Annotated in this window: 14 protein-coding genes; 12 read left to right on the top strand and 2 right to left on the bottom strand. The window is 67.6% G+C overall.

Going from position 1 to position 20,371, the window contains the following annotated elements:
• Positions 1–234: 234 nt before the first annotated feature.
• Positions 235–4,050: a GH92 family glycosyl hydrolase gene (locus tag DSC45_RS12685; RefSeq protein ID WP_119290241.1), complete on the bottom strand. Its 3,816-nt coding sequence runs from the start codon at positions 4,048–4,050 to the stop codon at positions 235–237.
• A 411-nt stretch (positions 4,051–4,461) separates the two neighbouring features.
• On the opposite strand from DSC45_RS12685, the gene ngcE reads away from it, so the two are divergent.
• The 12 genes from ngcE to DSC45_RS12625 all read left to right on the top strand — a co-directional run bounded on the left by ngcE (position 4,462) and on the right by DSC45_RS12625 (position 19,938).
• Complete coding sequence (ngcE, locus tag DSC45_RS12680) at positions 4,462–5,892, top strand: N-acetylglucosamine/diacetylchitobiose ABC transporter substrate-binding protein (RefSeq protein WP_119290239.1); 1,431 nt, start codon at positions 4,462–4,464, stop codon at positions 5,890–5,892.
• Between the two features lie 112 nt (positions 5,893–6,004).
• On the top strand, positions 6,005–6,946 hold the full coding sequence (locus tag DSC45_RS12675; RefSeq protein ID WP_240434622.1) for a carbohydrate ABC transporter permease: 942 nt from the start codon (positions 6,005–6,007) through the stop codon (positions 6,944–6,946).
• Positions 6,947–6,968: 22 nt separating this feature from the next.
• Positions 6,969–7,871 (top strand): carbohydrate ABC transporter permease, encoded by a 903-nt coding sequence (locus DSC45_RS12670; RefSeq protein ID WP_119290237.1) that lies wholly within the window; start codon positions 6,969–6,971, stop codon positions 7,869–7,871.
• Between the two features lie 165 nt (positions 7,872–8,036).
• Positions 8,037–9,302 carry an extracellular solute-binding protein gene (locus tag DSC45_RS12665; RefSeq protein ID WP_240434603.1) on the top strand — a complete coding sequence of 422 codons (1,266 nt, stop codon included), beginning with the start codon at positions 8,037–8,039 and terminating at the stop codon, positions 9,300–9,302.
• Positions 9,303–9,344: 42 nt separating this feature from the next.
• Entirely contained in the window at positions 9,345–10,292 is a 948-nt protein-coding gene (locus DSC45_RS12660; RefSeq protein ID WP_205571314.1) for a carbohydrate ABC transporter permease, read from the top strand.
• Positions 10,292–11,176, top strand: coding sequence for a carbohydrate ABC transporter permease (locus DSC45_RS12655; protein WP_119290235.1), 885 nt, complete (start codon positions 10,292–10,294; stop codon positions 11,174–11,176). The genes DSC45_RS12660 and DSC45_RS12655 overlap by 1 nt, the downstream gene beginning before the upstream one ends.
• Before the next feature lie 164 nt (positions 11,177–11,340).
• Positions 11,341–12,540 (top strand): ROK family transcriptional regulator, encoded by a 1,200-nt coding sequence (locus DSC45_RS12650; RefSeq protein WP_119290233.1) that lies wholly within the window; start codon positions 11,341–11,343, stop codon positions 12,538–12,540.
• 120 nt (positions 12,541–12,660) lie between these two features.
• Complete coding sequence (locus tag DSC45_RS12645) at positions 12,661–13,755, top strand: substrate-binding domain-containing protein (protein ID WP_240434602.1); 1,095 nt, start codon at positions 12,661–12,663, stop codon at positions 13,753–13,755.
• 215 nt (positions 13,756–13,970) lie between these two features.
• Positions 13,971–14,786, top strand: coding sequence for an ATP-binding cassette domain-containing protein (locus DSC45_RS12640; RefSeq protein ID WP_119290231.1), 816 nt, complete (start codon positions 13,971–13,973; stop codon positions 14,784–14,786).
• Entirely contained in the window at positions 14,783–16,090 is a 1,308-nt protein-coding gene (locus DSC45_RS12635; RefSeq protein WP_119290229.1) for a sugar ABC transporter permease, read from the top strand. The genes DSC45_RS12640 and DSC45_RS12635 overlap by 4 nt, the downstream gene beginning before the upstream one ends.
• 273 nt (positions 16,091–16,363) lie before the next feature.
• Positions 16,364–18,280, top strand: a complete 1,917-nt coding sequence (gene dxs / locus DSC45_RS12630) for a 1-deoxy-D-xylulose-5-phosphate synthase (protein WP_119290227.1) — start codon at positions 16,364–16,366, stop codon at positions 18,278–18,280.
• A gap of 158 nt (positions 18,281–18,438) precedes the next feature.
• Positions 18,439–19,938 (top strand): amino acid permease, encoded by a 1,500-nt coding sequence (locus DSC45_RS12625; RefSeq protein WP_119290225.1) that lies wholly within the window; start codon positions 18,439–18,441, stop codon positions 19,936–19,938.
• A 46-nt stretch (positions 19,939–19,984) separates the two neighbouring features.
• Here the strand turns inward: DSC45_RS12625 and DSC45_RS12620 are convergent, their stop codons facing one another.
• Complete coding sequence (locus DSC45_RS12620; protein ID WP_119290223.1) at positions 19,985–20,368, bottom strand: PIN domain-containing protein; 384 nt, start codon at positions 20,366–20,368, stop codon at positions 19,985–19,987.
• Between the last annotated feature and the right edge of the window lie 3 nt (positions 20,369–20,371).

Raw genomic sequence — 20,371 nt, 5'->3', positions numbered from 1 at the left:
CCCAGGGTTCGCAAAAGTACTTATTCACCCTAAAGGGTGCCCTTGCGCCTGTCGTCCCCGCACGGGGAGAGGTCGGTCACCCCGGTGTCGCCCGGCCCCGCCGCACCGGGCGGCCACCTCGCGCACGGATACGGGGCGGGTGCGGATCACTCCGCGCCCGCCCCGTATCGGGAGGCCGTCGCCGGGCCACCGGGGTCCGGCGGCTGGGGCATGTCCGGACTTGCCGGACGCGACCTAGCCGATCAGCTCGATCTCCGCCAGCTTCGTCGCCTTCTTCGGGACCAGGCGGTAGTGCTTGTACTTGCCCGGATCGTCGATGGTGAAGGCCCGTGTCTGGTGGTCCCAGGCGAAGGACTCACCGGAGCGACGGTCGATCGTCTTCCACTTGTCGCCGTTCCTGGAGGCCTCGAGCACCCATCCGTCGGGTGCCTCGGCCCGGTCCGCCGAGGTCAAGGTGTACTGCACGGCCTTGGTCTCCTCGGCCACCGGCAGGTTCACCGAGGCGACCTCGGCGTCCGTCTCGGAGGTGTTGTCGTACAGCGCACCGTCGCCCTCGAGGACGTCGTCGCGCGGGTCGGGGACCTTGTCGTCCTTCGTGACGGATACCGGGGCGTCCTTCTTGCCGGTGCCCCAGCGCGACGGCTTCGGACCCATGTCGAACTCGACCGTGCCGCCCTTGGCGAGGACCGAGTGCGGCAGCGCGGTCGACTTCCACTTCTTGCCGTTGACCTTGACGCCCTGGACGTAGATGTTCTTGTCGCTGTTCTTCGGCGCCTTCACCACGAGGTCCTTGCCGCCCTCGATGTGCACGGTCATCTTGGTGAACTGCGGTGAGCCGATGGCGTATTCGCCACTGCCCATCACCAGCGGGTAGAAGCCGAGCGAGGAGAAGAGGTACCAGGCCGACTGCTCGCCGTTGTCCTCGTCGCCGTGGATGCCCTGGCCGATCTCGCTGCCGACGTAGAGCCGGGAGAGGACCTCGCGGACCTTCTCCTGGGTCTTCCAGGGCTGCGAGGCCGCGTTGTACATGTACGTGGCGTGGTGGGCGACCTGGTTGCTGTGCCCGTACATGCCCATCCGTACGTCACGGGCTTCGGTCATCTCGTGGATGACGCTGCCGTACGAGCCCTTGAACTCCGGCGCCGCCGTCTCCGGGGTGTCGAAGTAGGTGTCCAGCTTCTTGCCCAGACCGTCCCGGCCGCCGTAGAGATTGGCCAGGCCACGGGAGTCCTGCGGGGCACTGAAGGCGTAGCCCCAGCCGTTGGTCTCCGTGTAGTCGTGGCCCCAGATGCGGGGGTCGTAGTCCTCGGACTTGACGCGCCAGTCGCCCGCCAGGTCACGGCCCTGGAAGAAGTCGGCCTTGCCGTCGAACATCTTCACGTAGTTCCGGGCCCGGTTGAGGAAGTACTGCGACTCCTCCTTGTACCGCTTCTCACCCGTCTTCTTGTAGAGGGCCTCGCCCATCTTCGCGATGCCGTAGTCGTTGATGTAGCCCTCGAGCGCCCAGGACATGCCCTCGTGCGTCTCGGTGCTCGTGTACCCGAGGAACGGCGAGGTCTCCATGCCCTTGCGGCCGACGGCCGAATTCGGCGGCACCACGGTCGCGTTCTTGAGCGCGGCCTCGTACGCGGGCTTCGCGTCCAGGTCCACGCCCTTGACGTACGCGTCGGCGAAGGCCACGTCCGATGACGTACCGGTCATCAGGTCGGCCGGCCCCGGCGAGGACCAACGCGAGCTCCAGCCGCCGTCCTTGTAGTGCTGGGTGAAGCCGTCGACCAGCTTCGCCGCCTTCTTCGGGGTGAGGAAGGAGTACGCCGGCCAGGTCGTGCGATACGTGTCCCAGAAGCCGTTGTTGACGTACACCTCACCGTCGACGATCTTCGCGCCGGTGTGCGTCGGGGTGTCCTTGCCGGTCGGCTTGGAGAACGGGCTGGCGTACTGGGTCTTCGAACCGACCTTCTCGTGACCGGAGTTGGGGTACAGGTACAGCCGGTACAGGCTCGAGTACAGCGTGGTCAGCTGGTCCTCGTTCGCCCCCTCGACCTCGACCCGGCCGAGCACGTCGTCCCACTGGTCCTGTGCCTCGTCCTTGACCTTGCCGAAGGAGGTGCCCTCCGGGATCTCCTGGTTCAGGTTGTCCTTGGCCTGGTCGACGGAGATCAGCGAGGTCGCGAGCCGCAGGGACACGGTCCGGTCCTTGCCGGCGTCGAACCGCATATGGCCGGTGACCCCGGAGGAGTCGCCGCCGGTGACCGCCTTGTCGAAGGCGCCGTAGACGAAGAGCCGGGTGGCGCCGGCGGACCCGCCGCTCTTGACGTCGGAGTAGCCGGTGACGACGCCGTTCTTCTTGTCGAGGGTGAGACCACCCTCGTCCGTGACGTTGTCGAAGACGACGCTCGCATCGTCGCCCGGGTAGCTGAACCGCATCATCGAGGCGTGGTCGGTGGGCGCCATCTCGGCCTTGATGCGGTTCTCGAACGTCACGCCGTAGTAATGCGGCTGCGCCGTCTCCTTGTCGTGCCGGAAGGGCAGTTCGCGCTTCTCCGGATCGGTGTCCGGCGTGCCCTTCTGCGCCGAGGGCAGCAGCTGGAACGTCTGCCGGTCACCCATCCACGGGCTCGGCTCGTGGCTCGCGGCGAGGGCCTGCATGGTCGGCAGGTTGTCCTCGTTGTTGCCGCTCGCGTAGTCGTAGATCCAGCTCGTGGAACCGGCGTTGGTCACCGGCGACCAGAAGTTGAAGCCGTGCGGGACAGCCGTCGCGGGGATGTTGTTGCCGCGCGAGAAGCCGCCGCTGGAATTGGTGCCGCGGATCGTCGAGGCGTACTCCGACAGGCGCGCCTTCGGCTCGGCCGGCGCGACCTCCTTGAGGGAGACGTCGTCGACCCAGCCGCGGAACGGGGACTTGCCCTTCGGGGAGTCGTACGCGACCAGGATGCGGTCCACGGTCTTGCCCTCGGCGACCTGGCCGATCCGGGAAGCGACGTTGTTCCACTGGTTGGCGTAGAGCCGCTTGGCCGCGGCCTGGCCCTGCGGGGTGAGCTTCCCGCCGTGCGCGTCGACGGCGTTCAGATCGCTCAGGTAGGTCCCGTCGGTGAAGGCCAGGTCGAGCGACACATGGGTGGACGCGTACGACAGGTCCTCCGCGGGCTCCGGCATCGACGGGAACACCTTGTAGGACAGCTGGGTGTCCTTCTCGATGGCCACGTCGACGTCGTAGACCTTGTCGTACGAGTACGCCCGGTCGCCGGCGGTGTGCGTGCCGGAGTAGCGCAGCGCCTTCCTGCCGGTGAAGCCCGCGCCGGTCTTGGCGGTCGGCGAGCTGGACGGGCCGCGGTCGACCAGGGTGAGCATGTTCTTCGGCGGCTTGCGGTCACTGCCGTCGGACAGCTGGAGGTCGGCGAGCTGGACGGCGTCGTCCGAGCCGTTGTTCGCGGTGACCTGCAGGCGGTAGTGCGGGTACGCCGTCGTGTTGTCGAACTCGTAGGTCTTGGTCTGCTTTCGCTCGGAGAAGGACTCGTCGTCGCGGCTGTCCAGCGTCGTCCAGTCCTTGCCGTCCTTCGAGCCCTGCAGCTTCCAGGACTTGGGGTCGCGCTCGTCGTGGTCGTCCGCGGAGGTCAGGGCGTAGGTGACGACCTCGGCGGGGGAGTCCAGGTCGTAACCGACCCAGGCGGTCGGCTCCTGGGCCAGCCACTTGGTGTCGCTGTCGCCGTCGACCAGGTTGTCCTTGACCTCGCCGCCGTCCGTGTTCTCGTCGCTGGCGCGGACCGCGGAGACCCGGTCGTTCACGGTGCCGGGGATGCCGTTCTCGAATCCGCTGCCGACGCCAGAGGTCTTCTTGCCGTCGGGGCCGTCCTCGGGAGTGCTGCCCCAGTCCGGTGCCGGGTCGTCCTCCTCGAAGGAGGAGGTGAACTCCGTGCCGGCGCGGGCGGGTTGGTCGGGCTCGGCGAGTGCCGGGGCCTGCGCCGCAGCGGCGAGCACGAGCGAGGCGGTGCCGAGAACGACCGCTTTGCGCCGCCAGCGGTGATGTCCGAACCGAGGTCTGGGTCTCATCCCCGAGATCCTTCCTGCGAAAGCGACAACGTTGTCAGTTCTCTGCGCAGGGTCTAGTAGGGCGTCAAGTGGCCGGTGGTGTCAAGGCTGTTGGAGAGGTTGCCGGGATCAATGTCGTCGAGGCGTCCGAGCGGGTGACGGAAGCGTCCGGGCCGGAAGCGGAATGACTGACCCTCATAACAGGTCTCAACTCGAAAAAGACGCCGATGGAAGCTGTATTCGATCTTGCTCTACGGGCGAGGAGTGGACTATACCTGTCGGCACCCTGAGTGGCGGGTTACCAGTTCTTGCCATGCAGCCGTCGTACGTGCACAACAGACCAGCTTCAACCGACCTGCGGTACCGGTCCGTTCGCCACCCGGCGAGTCGCGGGACCGGCTTCTCCGCCCGAGTCCTGGAGACGTCGTGAGCATGCGATCCACAGGCGTGAACCGTCGTGATGTGATGAAGAGGGCGGCAGCAGCGAGCCTGCTCACCGTGCCGGCAGTCGGCGCCCTCAGCTCCTGCGCCAGTGGTGGCGGCAGCGAGGACAAGGCCGAGAAGGGCACCAAGTCCAAGAAGAACCCGCTCGGGGTCAAGGACAACGCTCCGCTCACGGTGTACATCTTCGACGGCGGATACGGCGACAAGTACGCCCAGTTCGTCACCGACATGTACGGGAAGCAGTACCCGAAGGCGAAGGCCACCCAGAAGGCCACCACCAAGATCTCCCAGCAGCTGCAGACGAAGATCATCCGGGGCAAGCCCTCCGCGGACGTGATCAACAACTCCGGCGCGGACGACATGAACCCCGGAACCCTGGTCAAGAACGGCCAGTTGGCCGACCTCGACGAGCTGCTCAAGGCGCCCTCCTACGACGACCCGAGCATCACCGTGGAGGAGTCACTCGTCCCCGGCATGCGGGAGATGGGCGCCTTCGGCACCAAGGGGTGTTACCAGCTCAACATCGCCGTGACCGTCTACGGCAACTGGTACTCGCAGCGCGTCCTCAACGACGAGCTCGACTCCGAATACCCCGAGACCTGGGACGACATGCTCGCCGTCTGCCGCAAGGCGAAGGCCAAGGGCATCCACGGCTGGAGCTACCCCGGCGGGCACCCGCGCTACATGCTCTTCAGCATGTACGCCATGTTCGCTCAGGTCGGCGGGCGCGAAGTCATCGAAGCCATGGACTACTTGGAGCCGAACGCCTGGAAGCACGACGCGGTCAAGTCCGTGTTCGAGGCCTTCGAGGAGCTGGTGGCCAAGAAGTACGTCCTCACCGGATTCGACGGCACCGAGGCGCACACCGAGATGCAGACCGCCTGGACGAAGGGCAAGTGCGTCTTCGTCCCCGACGGATCCTGGGTGGAGAACGAGGCCAAGGACACCACCCCCAAGGACTTCCGGATGGCCGTCGGTGCCACGCCGTCGCTCGACAAGGGCGACGCCATGCCGTTCGGCACGCTCTACTCACCCCCCGGCGAGCCCTTCCTCATCCCGGAGAAGGCGCGCAACGTGCAGGGCGGCATGGAGTGGCTGCGGCAGATGTACAGCAAGAAGGCCTCGCAGAACCTCTTCAGGGAGGTCTCCTCGATCCCCGTCCTCAAGGGCGCGATCGACGGCATGAAGCTGCCGCCCGGTGTGGACAGCGCGCAGAAGGCCATCTCGGCCGCCGGCGACAACATCGTCATCCCCTTCTTCAAGGAGTGGTACGGCGAGCTCTTCGACGAGGACTTCAACGCAGTCATGGGCAAGTTCATGCTCGGCGACATGTCGGTGAAGGAGGCCATGGACACGATGCAGAAGGCCTGCGACCGCATCGTCAAGGACCCCGACGTCACCAAGGTCAAGAAGGCCTGAAGGCGTGAGCACGGACATACGGGCGGACGAACGGCCGCCGAAGGAAACGAAATCCGGTGGGGCGGTCGCCGAAAAGCCGCCCGGCCGGCTGCTGTTCGCCGCGGCGGTGCTGCTGCCGCCGCGGTTCACCCCGCAACGCGTACGGTACGACCGCCGGTACCGCACGCTGGACAAGTACCGCTTCATCGTGGGCTTCCTGGCGATCCCGCTGGCGTTCTACGCGCTGTTCGTGATCTCGCCGTTCCTGCAGGCGATCTACTACTCCTTCACGGACTGGTCCGGCGGCCCGGTGGCGAACTTCATCGGGTTCGACAACTACGTGAAGATGTGGAACGACGAGCGGTTCTGGGACTCCACGGCCACCAGCATCACGCTGCTCGTCGTCGCGCCGGTCACCACCCTCGTACTCGGCATGTTCTTCGCCTACATGATCACGGCGGGCGGCCGGCACCGGAAGGGACAGGCGGTGTCCGGCGTCGCGGGATCGGCGCTGTACAAGGTCGTCTACTTCTTCCCGCAGGTCCTGTCCGTGGCGATCATCGCGGTGATCTGGGGCCGCGTGTTCAACACCAACAGCGGCCTGATCAACGGCTCGTTGGACGTCTTCGGCGTCGACGGACCGGCCTGGCTCGGCGGTGAGTACAGCTGGGCCCTGATCGCCATGCTCACCGTCCTGTCCTGGAGCTTCGTCGGCTTCTACGTGGTGCTGTTCTCCGCGGCCATGGGGGCGATCCCGAGGGACATCTACGAGGCGGCGCTGCTCGACGGCGCGGGCCGCTCCCGGACGTTCTTCAATGTGACCCTGCCGCTGATCTGGGACACCGTGCGCACCGGCTGGATCTACATGGGCATCCAGGCCCTCGACTCCTTCGCCATCGTCCTGGTGATGATGCCGAAGCATGTCCTGAAGGTCACTCCGGTCTATCTCTACGAGCGCTTCCAGGAAGGCCAGTACGGCTACGCCACCTCCATCGGTGTCGTGCTCCTCGTCCTCAGCGTGGTGTTCTCCCTGATCATCATGCGGGTCGGGAGCCGCGACCGGATCGAATACTGAAGCCCTCGGGAGCGCGCAGACCATGAGCACACTCAAGACCACCTCCCGCAGGGCCGGTTCGCCGCGCGAGGCGACGGACAAGGCGAAGCCGGTCCGGGAGAACGCCACGTTGAACGTCTTCTCGCACGCCTTCCTCGTCCTGTGGGTGGTGATGGCGGCGGGGCCGCTCATCTGGGTGGTGATGACGGCCTTCCGTACCTCGGGCGACATCCTGAACGACCCGATGGGCTTCACGACGTCCCTGCACTGGGAGAACTTCAGCAACGCCTGGAGCGAGGCCAATATCGGCCTCTACGTCGTCAACTCCCTGACGATCCTGGCGGGTTCGCTGACCGGCACCATGCTGCTCGGCTCGATGGCGGCGTACGTGATCGCCCGCTTCACCTTCCCCGGCAACCGGTTCGTCTTCATGCTGTTCGCCGGCGGCATGATGTTCCCGGTCATCCTCGCCCTGGTGCCGCTGTACGCGGTGATGGACAACTTCGGGATCCTGGAGACCAGACAGGGCCTGATGATCGCGTACATCGCCTACTCGCTGCCGTTCACGACGTTCTTCCTCACGTCGTTCTTCCGGACGCTGCCCACCGGCGTCCAGGAAGCGGCGATGGTCGACGGGGCGTCCCACACACGGACGTTCTTCCAGATCATGCTGCCGATGGCCAAGCCGGGCCTGGTGAGTATCGGCATCTTCAACTTCCTCGGGCAGTGGAACCAGTACCTGCTCCCACTGCTGCTCAACAACGAGGACGAGAGCAAGTACGTGCTCCCGCAGGGACTTGCCGCGCTCGCCGTGAACCAGGGCTATCGCGGCGACTGGGGAGCGCTCTTCGCGGGACTGACGATCGCGATGCTTCCGGTGCTCGTGGTCTACATCGTCTTCCAGCGGCAGGTGCAGGCAGGACTGACCGCCGGGGCGCTCAAGTGACCCTGGACACCGGTGATTTCAGCTTGGCCACGAAAGTGGTCTAGGCCTGTCGTGCCCATTATCGCCGTGAGTAGGGTCTGCGCCACGGCGCGGCGGGGGCAGGGGGTGTGTGCGGTCCCCTGAGTGCCCGCGTTTGGTCGATACCGATGTTGAAGGGTGAGCAGCATGAGGAATCGGGTTATGGCCACCGGGGCGGCGACGCTCGCGATGGCTCTGGGACTGAGCGCCTGCGGCGGCGACAGCGGCAGTGACGGGGACGGCAAGACCATCAAGGTGGTCGCGGCGGACTACGGCGACAAGGCCTCCAACGCCTCCAAGCTGTACTGGCAGGACGTGGCCAAGGACTTCGAGAAGGCCAACGACGGCTACAAGGTCGAGGTCCAGGTCATCAACTGGAACGAGATCGACAAGTCCGTCAAGAACATGATCCAGGCGGGCGACATGCCCGACCTGCTGCAGACCGGCGGCTACGCGGACAAGGTCGCCGACGACCTGCTCTACAAGGCCGACGACGTGCTCTCACCCAAGACGAAGGACCTCCTCATACCGTCCTTCGCCGAGGCCGGAGAGGTGGACGGCACCCAGTACGGCATCCCGTGGGTCTCCTCGAGCCGCGTGCTCTTCTACAACAAGGAGATCCTCGAGAAGGCCGGCGTGAAGGACCCGCCCACCACCTGGGACGAACTCGCCGACGCCGCAGGGAAGATCAAGGACAAGAAGGCCGCCGACACCCCGTACGCCCTCCCGCTCGGCCCCGAGGAGACCCAGGGCGAGACGATGATGTGGGAGCTCGGCAACGGCGGCGGTTACACCGACGAGTCGGGCAAGTACACCATCGACAGCGCGAAGAACGTCGAGACCTTCCAGTGGCTGTCGAAGAACCTCGTCAAGCCGGGCCTGACGTACCCCAACCCCGCCTCCACCGACCGCAAGACAGCCTTCGCCGACTTCGCGGCGGGCAAGGTCGGCATGCTCAACGGCCACCCGAGCCTCATCCAGATGGCCAAGGACGGCAAGGTCGACTACGGCGTCGTGCCGATTCCCGGCAAGGAGGGCCCGCTCGAGAGCACCCTCGGTGTGGCCGACTGGATGATGGCGTTCAAGGACGGCGGCGCCGAGAAGGAGGGCGTGAAGAAGCTCCTGGACTTCACGTACCAGAAGAAGATGCTCACCTTCGACGAGATGTACAACCTGATGCCTGTCACTCAGGACGCGCTCGAGCAGATGCAGTCCAGCGGCAAGCACAAGGACCTGGAGCCGCTCTTCGAGGTGCTGCCGGACGCCAAGTTCTACCCGCTGGGCGACCCGGCCTGGGACGTCGTCTCCGCCGAGATCAAGAAGACCGGCGGCAAGGCCGTCACGGACAATCCGAAGAGCGTCCTCGGTGACCTGCAGAAGAAGGCCGAGACCGCGGCCGCCGACGTCAAGTAGGCGGCTCCCGCGCTGCGTTCACCCTCTTCACAAGGAGAGCTCGTGTCACTGAAGGCCCCTCCGTCCCCGGTCGAGCCAGGCCGGGGACGGGGCGGGCGCGCACCCAGGCCGAAGAGCCGCCGCAGCGGCATCGCCCGGCTCGGCCCGCTGCCCTGGATTGCGCCCGTCATCCTGCTGATCCTCGTGGTGGTCATCTGGCCGATCTTCGAGCTGGTCCGCACCTCGTTCCTGAACATCTCCATCGCCGGCATCGTCCGCGGCAGCGCCGGCACGGACAAGTACAAGAAGCTCTTCGAGGAGACCGACTTCGCCTCGGTGCTGGTGTGGACGGTCGTCTGGACCGTCGTCGTGGTGTCCGTGACGATGCTGCTCTCACTGGCCCTCGCCCAGCTGTTCAACCAGAAGTTCCCCGGCCGGCGCATCACCCGCTGGGCGCTCATCGCCCCGTGGGCCGCATCCGTCCTGATGACCGCGATCGGCTTCAAGTGGATGCTCAACCGCACCGCGGGCGTCCTGAACACCCTGATGCTCGACCTCGGAATCATCGACAACTCCAAGGACTGGCTGGGTAGTTCGTCGACGGCCTGGCCGTGGATGATGGCGGTCGCGGTCTTCGTCTCGCTGCCGTTCACCACGTACACGCTGCTCGCGGGACTGCAGACCATCCCGTCCGACGTCTACGAGGCGGCGCGACTCGACGGATCGGGGCCCTGGCAGACGTACCGCCATGTCACGCTGCCGATGCTGCGGCCCGCCTTCCTGGTCGGCGTGGTCATCAACCTCATCAACGTCTTCAACTCCTTCCCGATCATCTGGGCCATGACGCAGGGCGGCCCGGGCCATGACACCTCCACGACCATGGTGTTCATGTACAAGCTGAAGGAGACCGACATCGGGGAGTCCGCCGCGATGTCCGTGGTCAACTTCGCGATGGTCGTGGTGCTCGTGCTGATCTTCCTGAAGGTCAGCCGGTGGAACGAGGAGGACTGATGGCCACCGCCACGGCGACCCGGGGCAGTACGACGCCCACGCCCGAACCCCGACCGCCCAAGAAGCGCACCTTCCGGCCCCGCACGCTGGTCGTCACGGCCGTCGCCTGGCTGCTCGCGGCGCTGTTCCTCGCGCCGTACCTGGAGATGGTCGTCACCGCACTGCGGCCCAAGAGCGAGCTCAGGGACCGGACTTACCTGCCGCAGAACCTCGAGTGGTCGAACTTCATCGAGGTCTGGAAGGAATCGGAGCTCGGGCAGAACCTTCAGGTCACGCTGCTCGTCGCGGGCGGCGCCACATTGCTCGTCCTGCTGGTGTCGCTGCCGGCCGCGTACTACACGGCGCGGGTGCGCTTCCGCGGGCGCAAGATCTTCCTGCTCCTCGTGCTCGTCACGCAGATGTTCCAGCCGACCGCGCTGCTCGTCGGTCTCTACCGCGAGTTCCACCAGCTGGAGATGCTCAACTCGGTGTGGACGCTGATCCTCACGAACGCGGCGTTCAACCTCGCGTTCGCCGTCTGGATCCTGACCGCCTACATCAGCTCCATCCCGCCCGAACTGGAGGAGGCGGCGATGGTGGACGGCGCGAGCCGGTTCGGCGCGATGGTGAAGGTGACGCTGCCGCTCGCGCTGCCCGGAGTGGTGACCGCGGTCATCTTCACTTTCATCACCTCCTGGAACGAGTTCGTGATGGGCCTCACACTCACCACGGAGCCCGACAAGCAGCCCCTCACCGTCGGCATCAACAACTTCATCGGTGCCTACACGGTGGAGTGGAACTACCTGTTCGCCGCTTCGGTGGTGGCGATCGTGCCGGTCATCGTGTTGTTCGCGTTCATCGAGCGGCACGTGGTCTCCGGGCTCACGGCCGGATCCGTGAAGTAGCGCGGTACCGCCGGTACGTGCCCACGTACCGGCATCGAAGCGCCTGTCGGCCCGACCGCCGCCGGGCGCTTTCCGCGTTCTGCTCAAGTACTTGACGGGACGTGGCGGCAAAGTCTCTATTTAGAGTTCACATGTTGGATTCAAGAGCGGGAGCAGTTGAGTCAATGGAGACTCCGGGATCGCAGACGTCGTTGCACCGGGCGAATCTCGAGCGCGTGGTCCGTGCCGTCCGCAGGGCGGGATCGCTCACTCAGGCCGAGATCGCCAGGTCGACGGGCCTGTCGGCGGCGACCGTGTCCAACATCGTGCGCGAGCTGAAGGACGGCGGAACGGTCGAGGTGACCCCCACCTCGGCGGGCGGCCGCAGAGCCCGCAGCGTCTCGCTCAGCGGCGACGCCGGCCTGGTGGTCGGCGTCGACTTCGGCCATACCCACCTGCGGGTGGCGGTGGGCAATCTGGCCCACCAGGTGCTCGCCGAGGAGGCCGAGCCGCTGGACGTGGACGCCTCGGCCGCCCAGGGCCTCGACCGGGCCCACGAACTCGTCGGCCGCTTGATCGACGGCACCGGCATGGACCGCGCCAAGGTGGCGGGTGTGGGCCTCGGTGTCCCCGGTCCGATCGACGTGGAGTCCGGCACGCTCGGCTCCACATCCATCCTGCCGGGCTGGACGGGCACCAACCCCGCCGAGGAGCTGCGCGCCCGTCTGGGCGTCCCGGTGGCCGTCGACAACGACGCGAACCTGGGCGCGCTCGGCGAGCTCGTCTGGGGCAGCGGACGCGGCGTGAAGGACCTGGCGTACATCAAGGTCGCCAGCGGCGTCGGATCCGGTCTGGTGATCAACGGCGAGATCTACCGCGGCCCCGGCGGCACCGCGGGCGAGATCGGGCACATCACGCTCGACGAGGCGGGACCGGTGTGCCGGTGCGGCAACCGCGGCTGTCTGGAGACCTTCACCGCCGCCCGGTACGTGCTGCCGCTCCTGGAGTCGAGCCACGGTACGGACCTGAGCATGGAGAAGGTCGTCCGCATGGCCCGTGAGGGCGATCCGGGCTGCCGGCGGGTGATCGCCGACGTCGGACGCCACATCGGCAGCGGAGTGGCCAACCTGTGCAATCTGCTCAACCCCTCCCGAGTGGTGCTCGGCGGCGACCTCGCCGAGTCCGGTGAGCTGGTCCTCGGGCCCATCCGGGAGTCGGTGGGGCGGTACGCGATCCCCAGTGCGGCGCGGCAGCTCTCGGTGCTTCCAGGGGCGCTCGGCGGGCGGGCCGAGGTGCTGGGCGCGCTGGCTCTGGCGCTCAACGAGATGGGCGATTCGACCCTTTTGGACGGCACGATCGGTGCCTCCGTACCTGCCTTCACTTAGATAACGCATGGCACCGTTGTCATCTCGTTAAGGATTTACTCCTTGACGCTGCCCTCGCGGCCGAGTTGACTTCCGGTCACCTCGGTCGCAAGGACGCGGCCACGTCAGGGAGGCACCCCAATGAACGCAATGACGCGCCGCGTCGTCATCGGTACCGCGACGGTCTCCATGGCCCTCGCCATGACCGCCTGTGGCAAGGCCGGCGACAAGGACTCGGGCGGCGACGGCGACAACAAGACCATCGGTCTGCTGCTGCCGGAGAACAAGACCACGCGCTACGAGACCTTCGACCGGCCGATCATCGAGAAGAAGATCGCCGAGCTCTGCGACGACTGCGATGTCAAGTACAACAACGCCGCGCAGGACACCGAGACCCAGAAGAAGCAGTTCGAGGCACTGCTCACCGAGGGTGTCAAGGTGATCATCCTGGACTCGGTGGACTTCAAGGCCACCAAGTCCTGGGTGAAGAAGGCCAAGGACCAGGGCGTCAAGGTCGTCGCGTACGACCGTCTCGCCGAGGGTCCGCTGGACGCCTACGTGAGCTACGACAACGAGAAGATCGGCCGCCTGCAGGGCGAGGGCCTGGTCAAGGCGCTCGGCGACAAGGCCAAGAAAGCCAACGTCGTCATGATCAACGGCTCGCCGACCGACCCGAACGCCCCGCTGTTCAAGAAGGGCGCGCACACCGTCCTGGACAAGCAGGTCGGCAAGGTCGTCTACGAGCAGGACATCCCGGACTGGTCGCCGGACGAGGCGAACAAGAAGATGGCCGCGGCCATCGACTCCCTCGGCAAGGACGGCTTCGAGGGCGTCTACTCCGCCAACGACGGCATGGCCGGCGGCATCATCACCGCGCTCGACAAGCGCGGCGTGAAGGTCCCGGTCGGCGGTCAGGACGCCGAACTCGCCGGTGTCCAGCGGGTCCTGTCCGGCAAGCAGGCCTTCACGATCTACAAGCAGATCAAGCCGGAGGCCGAGACCACCGCCGAGATCGCGGTCCGTCTGCTCGAGGACAAGGACATCAAGGACCTCACGCCCACCAAGGTCAACTCGATCAGCGGTGAGTTCAAGGGCACGCCCGCGAAGCTCTACGACGCCCAGGTCGTGACCAAGGACGAGCTCAAGGACACGGTCGTCAAGGACAAGGTCTACAAGACCAGCGAGATCTGCACCGCGGAGTTCAAGAAGGCCTGCGCAGCGGCCGGTATCAAGTAACTCCCGTCCGCGGCACGCGCGGCGGGGAGGCCCCGGGTCACCCGGCCCGTCTCCCCGCCGCCGCGCGGCGACCCGGGCGCCTGCCCGCCGACCTCCACCCCGCTGTCGGCGGGCGGGCCCCGGGCGCCGCGTTCCGCGCCCTAGCCTTCCGCGCCGTACCGGCCGTCGCCGGTACGAGCGCACCCGTTCCCCGCCGAACAACGGCGGCGAAGGAGCTGATTCACGTGTCCGCATCGCCCGTGCTGGCGTTGCGCGGAGTCTCCAAGCGGTTCGGTGCCGTCCAGGCGCTGACCGACGTCGACCTGGAGATCCGCGCCGGTGAGGTGGTCGCCCTTGTGGGCGACAACGGCGCCGGCAAGTCCACCCTCGTCAAGACCATCTCGGGGGTCCACCCGATCGACGACGGCACCATCGAGTGGGAAGGCAAGTCGGTCCGCATTCAGCGGCCGCACGACGCCCAGGGACTCGGCGTCGCCACCGTCTACCAGGACCTCGCGCTCTGCGACAACCTCGACGTCGTCGCCAACCTGTTCCTCGGCAGCGAGGTCCGCAAGAGCACGATCCTGGACGAGATCGCCATGGAGAAGCGGGCCAAGGAGCTGCTCGAGACGCTCTCCATCCGCATCCCCAGCGTCCGCATCCCGGTCGCCTCGCTCTCCGGCGGCCAGCGCCAGGTCGTCGCCATCGCCCGCGCGCTCGTCGGCGACCCGAAGGTGGTCATCCTCGACGAGCCGACCGCCGCCCTCGGCGTCGAGCAGACCGCACAGGTCCTCGACCTGGTCGAGCGGCTGCGTGAACGAGGCCACGGCGTCATCCTCGTCAGCCACAACATGGCCGACGTACAGGCCGTCGCGGACCGCGTCGCGGTGCTGCGCCTCGGCCGCAACAACGGTGTCTACGACGTAGAGAACACCAGCCACGAAGAGATCATCGCGGCGATCACCGGAGCCTCCGACAATGCCGTGACCCGCCGCAGGGCACGCACCAGTGGCGCCACCGACAGCACGGTCACGAAGGAGGACGCGAAGTGAGCGACCTCAAGAAGAACGCAGCGGACGCCGACGAGGCCGCCCCCGCGGCCGACGAGGGCTCCGCGGCACCCGCACCCGCCGCCGTCGACCCCCGACTCCTCGTGCGCGAGGAGGGGTTCAAGGGCTACCTCACCGAGTTCACCCGCCGCATCCGCGGCGGCGAGCTGGGCTCGCTGCCCGTCGTCATCGGCCTGATCGTCATCGCGATCGTCTTCCAGGCACAGAACGACAAGTTCCTGTCGGCGAGCAGCCTGACCAACATCGCCGTCTTCACCTCCGGCCTCGGCATCATGGCCGTCGGCATCGTGTTCGTACTGCTGCTCGGCGAGATCGACCTGTCGGTCGGCTCGGTCGCGGGCACGGGCGCCGCGGTCTGGGCCGTCCTCAACGTCTCCAACGGCTGGGGCGACTGGCCCTCGGTCATCGTCGCCGTGCTCGCCGGTACGGCCATCGGCGCGCTGCACGGCTTCTTCTTCGCCAAGATCGGCGTACCCGCCTTCGTGGTCACCCTCGCGGGCTTCCTCGGCTGGAGCGGTCTGCAGATCTGGCTGATGGGCAAGGAGGGCAGCATCAATGCGCCCACCGGCGGCGTCGTCGAGAACCTGACCGGCTACTTCTTCGAGGACAAGGCCGTCGCGTACGCCCTGGCCATCGTCGCGATCGTCCTGTACGCCGGGTCGCTGTTCATCGACACCCGGCGCCGCAAGGCGGCCAACCTGCCGTCCCGGCCGACCAGCGAGATCGCGCTGCGCACCGGCGTCGTCGCGGTCCTGGTGCTCGCCACCGCCTACGTCCTGAACGAGCTCGAGGGCTCCCGCGGTCTGCCGCTGGCCCTGGTGCTGTTCCTCGCGGTCGTGCTGATCGCGGACTTCGTGGCCCGCCGCACCACCTTCGGCCGCCAGGTCTTCGCGGTGGGCGGCAACGCCGAGGCCGCCCGTCGTGCCGGTATCAACGTCGACCGGATCCGCATCACGGTCTTCGCGATCTCCGGCATGCTCGCGGCCTTCGGCGGCCTCTTCATCGCCTCGCTCTCCGGCGGTGCGACGAAGAACCTGGGCGCCGGCAACACCCTGATGCTGGTGATCGCCGCCGCGGTGATCGGCGGCACCAGTCTCTTCGGTGGCCGCGGCAAGGTCTGGTCGGCCCTGCTCGGCATGCTCGTCCTGCAGGCCATCCAGCAGGGACTCAACCTGCTCGGCATGGCGAGCGAGATCCAGTTCATGATCACCGGTGCGGTGCTGCTCGCCGCTGTCGTGATCGACTCGCTGTCCCGCAGGACCCAGAAGAGCGCGGGCCGCACCTGACGCGGACCGCTGGGGCTCGTCACCGAGCCCCTTGCGTCACCGGGCGTGCCCGGCACCGGAGCAACCGGTGCCGGGCACGCCTGCGTCATGTTCCGGGGCACCCGTCCGCCCGGCCGTACAGGTGGCGTACCCCACGCGGCGCGTGCGTGGCGGAACATTAGACTCGACAGACCCGGAGCAGCTCGAACAGCTCTACGGCTCTACTGCAAGGAGGCACGGCGTATGGCAGCCGCGCAAAGCGCGTCCGTCCCGGGTGGTGGGCGAAAGCCGGGCATGCTGACCCGTATCAAGGGGCCGCGTGACCTGGACGGGCTCAGCCACGAACAGCTCGAGGAGCTGGCGGCCGAGATCCGCACCTTCCTGGTCGGCGCGGTCTCCAAGACCGGCGGCCACCTCGGCCCCAACCTGGGCGTCGTCGAGCTCACCATCGCGCTGCACCGCGTCTTCGACTCCCCGAAGGACCGGGTACTCCTCGACACCGGACACCAGTCCTATGTCCACAAGCTGCTCACCGGCCGCCAGGACTTCGACCGCCTGCGTGCCAAGGGCGGCCTCTCCGGCTACCCGTCCCGCGCCGAGTCCGAGCACGACGTGATCGAGAACAGCCACGCCTCGACGGTGCTCGGCTGGGCCGACGGACTCGCCAAGGCCAACGAGGTGCTCGAGCGGGACGACCACGTGGTCGCCGTCATCGGCGACGGCGCCCTGACCGGCGGCATGGCCTGGGAGGCGCTGAACAACATCGCCGCCGCCAAGGACCGCCCCCTGGTCCTCGTCGTCAACGACAACGAGCGTTCCTACGCACCGACCATCGGCGGCCTCGCGAACCACCTGGCGACCCTGCGCACCACCGACGGCTACGAGCGCTTCCTGAGCCGTACCAAGGAGGTCCTGGAGCGCACCCCGGTCGTCGGCCGCCCGCTCTACGAGACCCTGCACGGCGCGAAGAAGGGCCTGAAGGACTTCATCGCCCCCCAGGGCATGTTCGAGGACCTCGGCCTGAAGTACGTCGGCCCGATCGACGGCCACGACATCGAGGCCCTGGAGTCCGCGCTCACCCGCGCCAAGCGCTTCGGCGGGCCGGTCATCGTGCACTGCCTCACCGAGAAGGGCCGCGGTTACCAGCCGGCCGAGCAGGACGAGGCCGACCGCTTCCACGGCATCGGCCCGATCCACCCCGACACCGGTCTGCCCATCAAGGCGTCCGCAGCCTCCTGGACGTCGGTCTTCGGCGACGAGATGGTCAAGCTCGGCGAGGAGCGGAAGGACATCGTCGCCATCACGGCGGCCATGCTGCAGCCGGTCGGCCTGAAGAAGTTCGCCGAGGCCTTCCCGAAACGGGTCTACGACGTCGGCATCGCCGAGCAGCACGCCGCGGTGACCGCGGCGGGCCTGGCCACCGGCGGCCTGCACCCGGTCTTCGCGGTGTACGCCACCTTCCTCAACCGCGCCTTCGACCAGCTCCTGATGGACGTGGCCCTGCACAAGTGCGGCGTCACCTTCGTACTGGACCGGGCGGGCGTCACCGGCGACGACGGCGCCTCGCACAACGGCATGTGGGACATGTCGATCCTGCAGTGCGTCCCCGGCCTGCGGCTCGCCGCCCCGCGCGACGCCGAACAGGTCCGCCTGCAGCTGCGCGAGGCCGTCGAGGTGGACGACGCCCCGACCGTGGTCCGCTACTCCAAGGGCGTCGTCGGCCCCGCGGTACCGGCCGTCGGCACCGCGGGCGGCATGGACGTGCTGCGCCGCGCAGGCACCGACACCCCGGACGTACTGCTCGTCTCCGTCGGCGCGCTCGCCCCGATGTGCCTGGAGATCGCCTCGCTCCTCGACAAGCAGGGCATCTCCACCACCGTGGTCGACCCGCGCTGGGTCAAGCCCGTCGACGAGGCCCTCGCCCCGCTCGCCGAGCAGCACCGCGTGGTCGTCACCGTCGAGGACAACGGCCGTGCGGGCGGCGTCGGTTCGGCCGTCGCGCAGGCCCTGCGCGACGCCGGCGTCGACGTACCGCTGCGGGACTTCGGCATCCCGCCGCGCTTCCTCGACCACGCCTCGCGCAAGGAGATCCTCGCCGAGATCGGCCTGACCGCCCCGGACATCGCCCGCCAGGTCACCGGCCTGGTCTCCCGCCTCGACGGCCGCTTCGAGCGCCCGGAGGCCGATGCGGTGGAGCCTGCCAGGGACTGATCCGCGCCGCGGGCGCATCCTGAAGAGCCGACTGAGCCGGTCGGTACACCATTGCGGGTGTACCGGCCGGTTCTTTCGTATGAAACCCACGTGGCGCGGGGCACACGTGAAGGCGTCATACAGACCATGTCGACCACGACCAGCGTGGGAGGTAGGCCGTGAGCAGCTCGCTCTTTCGGACCAAGTCCGTCGAACAGTCGATCAGGGACACCGAAGAGCCGGAGCACGGACTCAGAAAGTCGCTCTCCGCGCTCGACCTCACCGTGTTCGGTGTGGGTGTCGTCATCGGGACCGGCATCTTCGTCCTGACCGGCAAGGTCGCCAAGGAGACCGCGGGTCCGGCGACCGCCCTGTCCTTCGTCGTCGCCGGTGTCGTCTGCGCGCTCGCGGCCCTGTGCTACGCCGAGTTCGCCTCCAGCCTCCCGGTGGCCGGATCGGCGTACACCTTCTCGTACGCCTCGCTCGGTGAACTGCCGGCCTGGATCATCGGCTGGGACCTGGTCCTCGAATTCGCCCTCGGCACGGCGGTGGTGGCCGTCGGCTGGTCCGGCTACGTGCGCTCCCTGATGGACAACGTGGGCTGGCACCTGCCCGACGCACTGCAGGGACCCGACGTGCCGGGCGGCACCTTCGACATCCTGGCCTTCGCGCTCATCCTGGTCCTCACCGCGATCCTCGTCGTGGGCATGAAGCTCTCCGCGCGGATCACCGCCATCGTCGTCGCCATCAAGGTCGCCGTGGTGCTGATCGTCATCGTCGCCGGCGCCTTCTTCATCAAGGCCGACAACTACAAGCCGTTCATCCCCAAGGCCCAGGAACAGGCAGCGGGCTCCGGCTGGGACGCGCCGCTCGTCCAGACGCTCTTCGGTTACGCGCCCACCAACTTCGGCGTGATGGGCATCTTCACGGCGGCCTCCATCGTCTTCTTCGCCTTCATCGGCTTCGACGTGGTCGCCACCGCCGCGGAGGAGACCAAGCTCCCGCAGCGCGACATGCCCCGCGGCATCCTCGGCTCGCTGCTCATCTGCACCGTGCTCTACGTCGGGGTGTCGATCGTCGTCACCGGCATGCAGCACTACAGCGAGCTCTCCGTCAGCGCGCCACTCGCCGACGCCTTCAAAGCCGTCGACGCCCCCTTCTTCGGCGGCGTGATCAGTTTCGGCGCCGCGGTCGGACTGACCACGGTGTGCATGATCCTGCTGCTCGGTCAGACCCGGGTGTTCTTCGCGATGAGCCGGGACGGTCTGCTGCCGACCTTCTTCTCGAAGACCCACCCGAAGTTCCGCACCCCGTACCGGCCGACCGTCCTCCTCGGTGTGCTGATCGCCATCGTCGCCGGCTTCACCAGCATCAACGAACTGGCCACCCTGGTGAACATCGGCACGCTCTTCGCGTTCGTCGTCGTCGCGCTCGGCGTGGTCATCCTGCGGCGCACCCGGCCCGACCTGCCGCGCGCCTTCCGCACGCCGTGGGTGCCCGTGGTGCCGATCCTCTCGGTGGCCGCCTCGGTCTGGCTGATGCTGAACCTGCCGGGCGAGACCTGGTTCCGTTTCGGCGTCTGGATGCTGATCGGCGTCGTGGTCTACGCGGCGTACGGGCGGCGCTCCAGCCGTCTCGGCCGCGAGCAGCGCGGGCTCGACGGCGCCGGCAAGGCCTGATCCGAGGAGCTCGCCGGGCGCGCTGATCCGGACCACAGGCCCTGGGTCAGCGCGAACCGCCGTACACCGTGCGTGGTCCCGTGCAGCGCGCTCCGAGCTCCTCCACCCGGCGGCGCAGGCCGCGGTCGGCCGTGACGACCAGGCAGTCCTGCCCGGCCTCGTGCGCCGCCGCGGCGAGTCCGACGATGTGGTCGTCGCCGCTGCCGGCCGCCGACTCGACCCGTACGCCCGGCACCGACTCGACGCCGCGGGCCGCGCCCTCCACCACGAGCACGATCTCCAGCGGGCCGGGCTGCCCGGCGACACCGTCGTCGGCGTAGGCCGGCAGTCCGTCCCGCAGCCGCTCCGCCGCGCCCCGGCGGTCGCGCCACCAGCCGTCCGGCACCGAGCCCACGACATTGGCGGCGTCCACGATCAACAGGGTCCCCATGCG

The sequence above is a fragment of the Streptomyces sp. YIM 130001 genome, assembly GCF_003574445.1.
Lineage (GTDB): Bacteria > Actinomycetota > Actinomycetes > Streptomycetales > Streptomycetaceae > Streptomyces.
The sequence above is the reverse complement of the archived record's forward strand: the minus strand, read 5'-3'. Positions and strand labels throughout refer to the sequence as shown.

Excerpts from the sequence above, each read along its gene's own strand:
- ngcE (WP_119290239.1), top strand. The coding sequence starts at position 4,462 with ATGCGATCCACAGGCGTGAACCGTCGTGATGTGATGAAGAGGGCGGCA.
- DSC45_RS12655 (WP_119290235.1), top strand. The coding sequence starts at position 10,292 with ATGGCCACCGCCACGGCGACCCGGGGCAGTACGACGCCCACGCCCGAA.
- DSC45_RS12645 (WP_240434602.1), top strand. The coding sequence starts at position 12,661 with ATGAACGCAATGACGCGCCGCGTCGTCATCGGTACCGCGACGGTCTCC.
- DSC45_RS12650 (WP_119290233.1), top strand. The coding sequence starts at position 11,341 with ATGGAGACTCCGGGATCGCAGACGTCGTTGCACCGGGCGAATCTCGAG.
- dxs (WP_119290227.1), top strand. The coding sequence starts at position 16,364 with ATGCTGACCCGTATCAAGGGGCCGCGTGACCTGGACGGGCTCAGCCAC.
- DSC45_RS12685 (WP_119290241.1), bottom strand. The coding sequence starts at position 4,050 with ATGAGACCCAGACCTCGGTTCGGACATCACCGCTGGCGGCGCAAAGCG.
- DSC45_RS12670 (WP_119290237.1), top strand. The coding sequence starts at position 6,969 with ATGAGCACACTCAAGACCACCTCCCGCAGGGCCGGTTCGCCGCGCGAG.
- DSC45_RS12620 (WP_119290223.1), bottom strand. The coding sequence starts at position 20,368 with ATGGGGACCCTGTTGATCGTGGACGCCGCCAATGTCGTGGGCTCGGTG.
- DSC45_RS12665 (WP_240434603.1), top strand. The coding sequence starts at position 8,037 with ATGAGGAATCGGGTTATGGCCACCGGGGCGGCGACGCTCGCGATGGCT.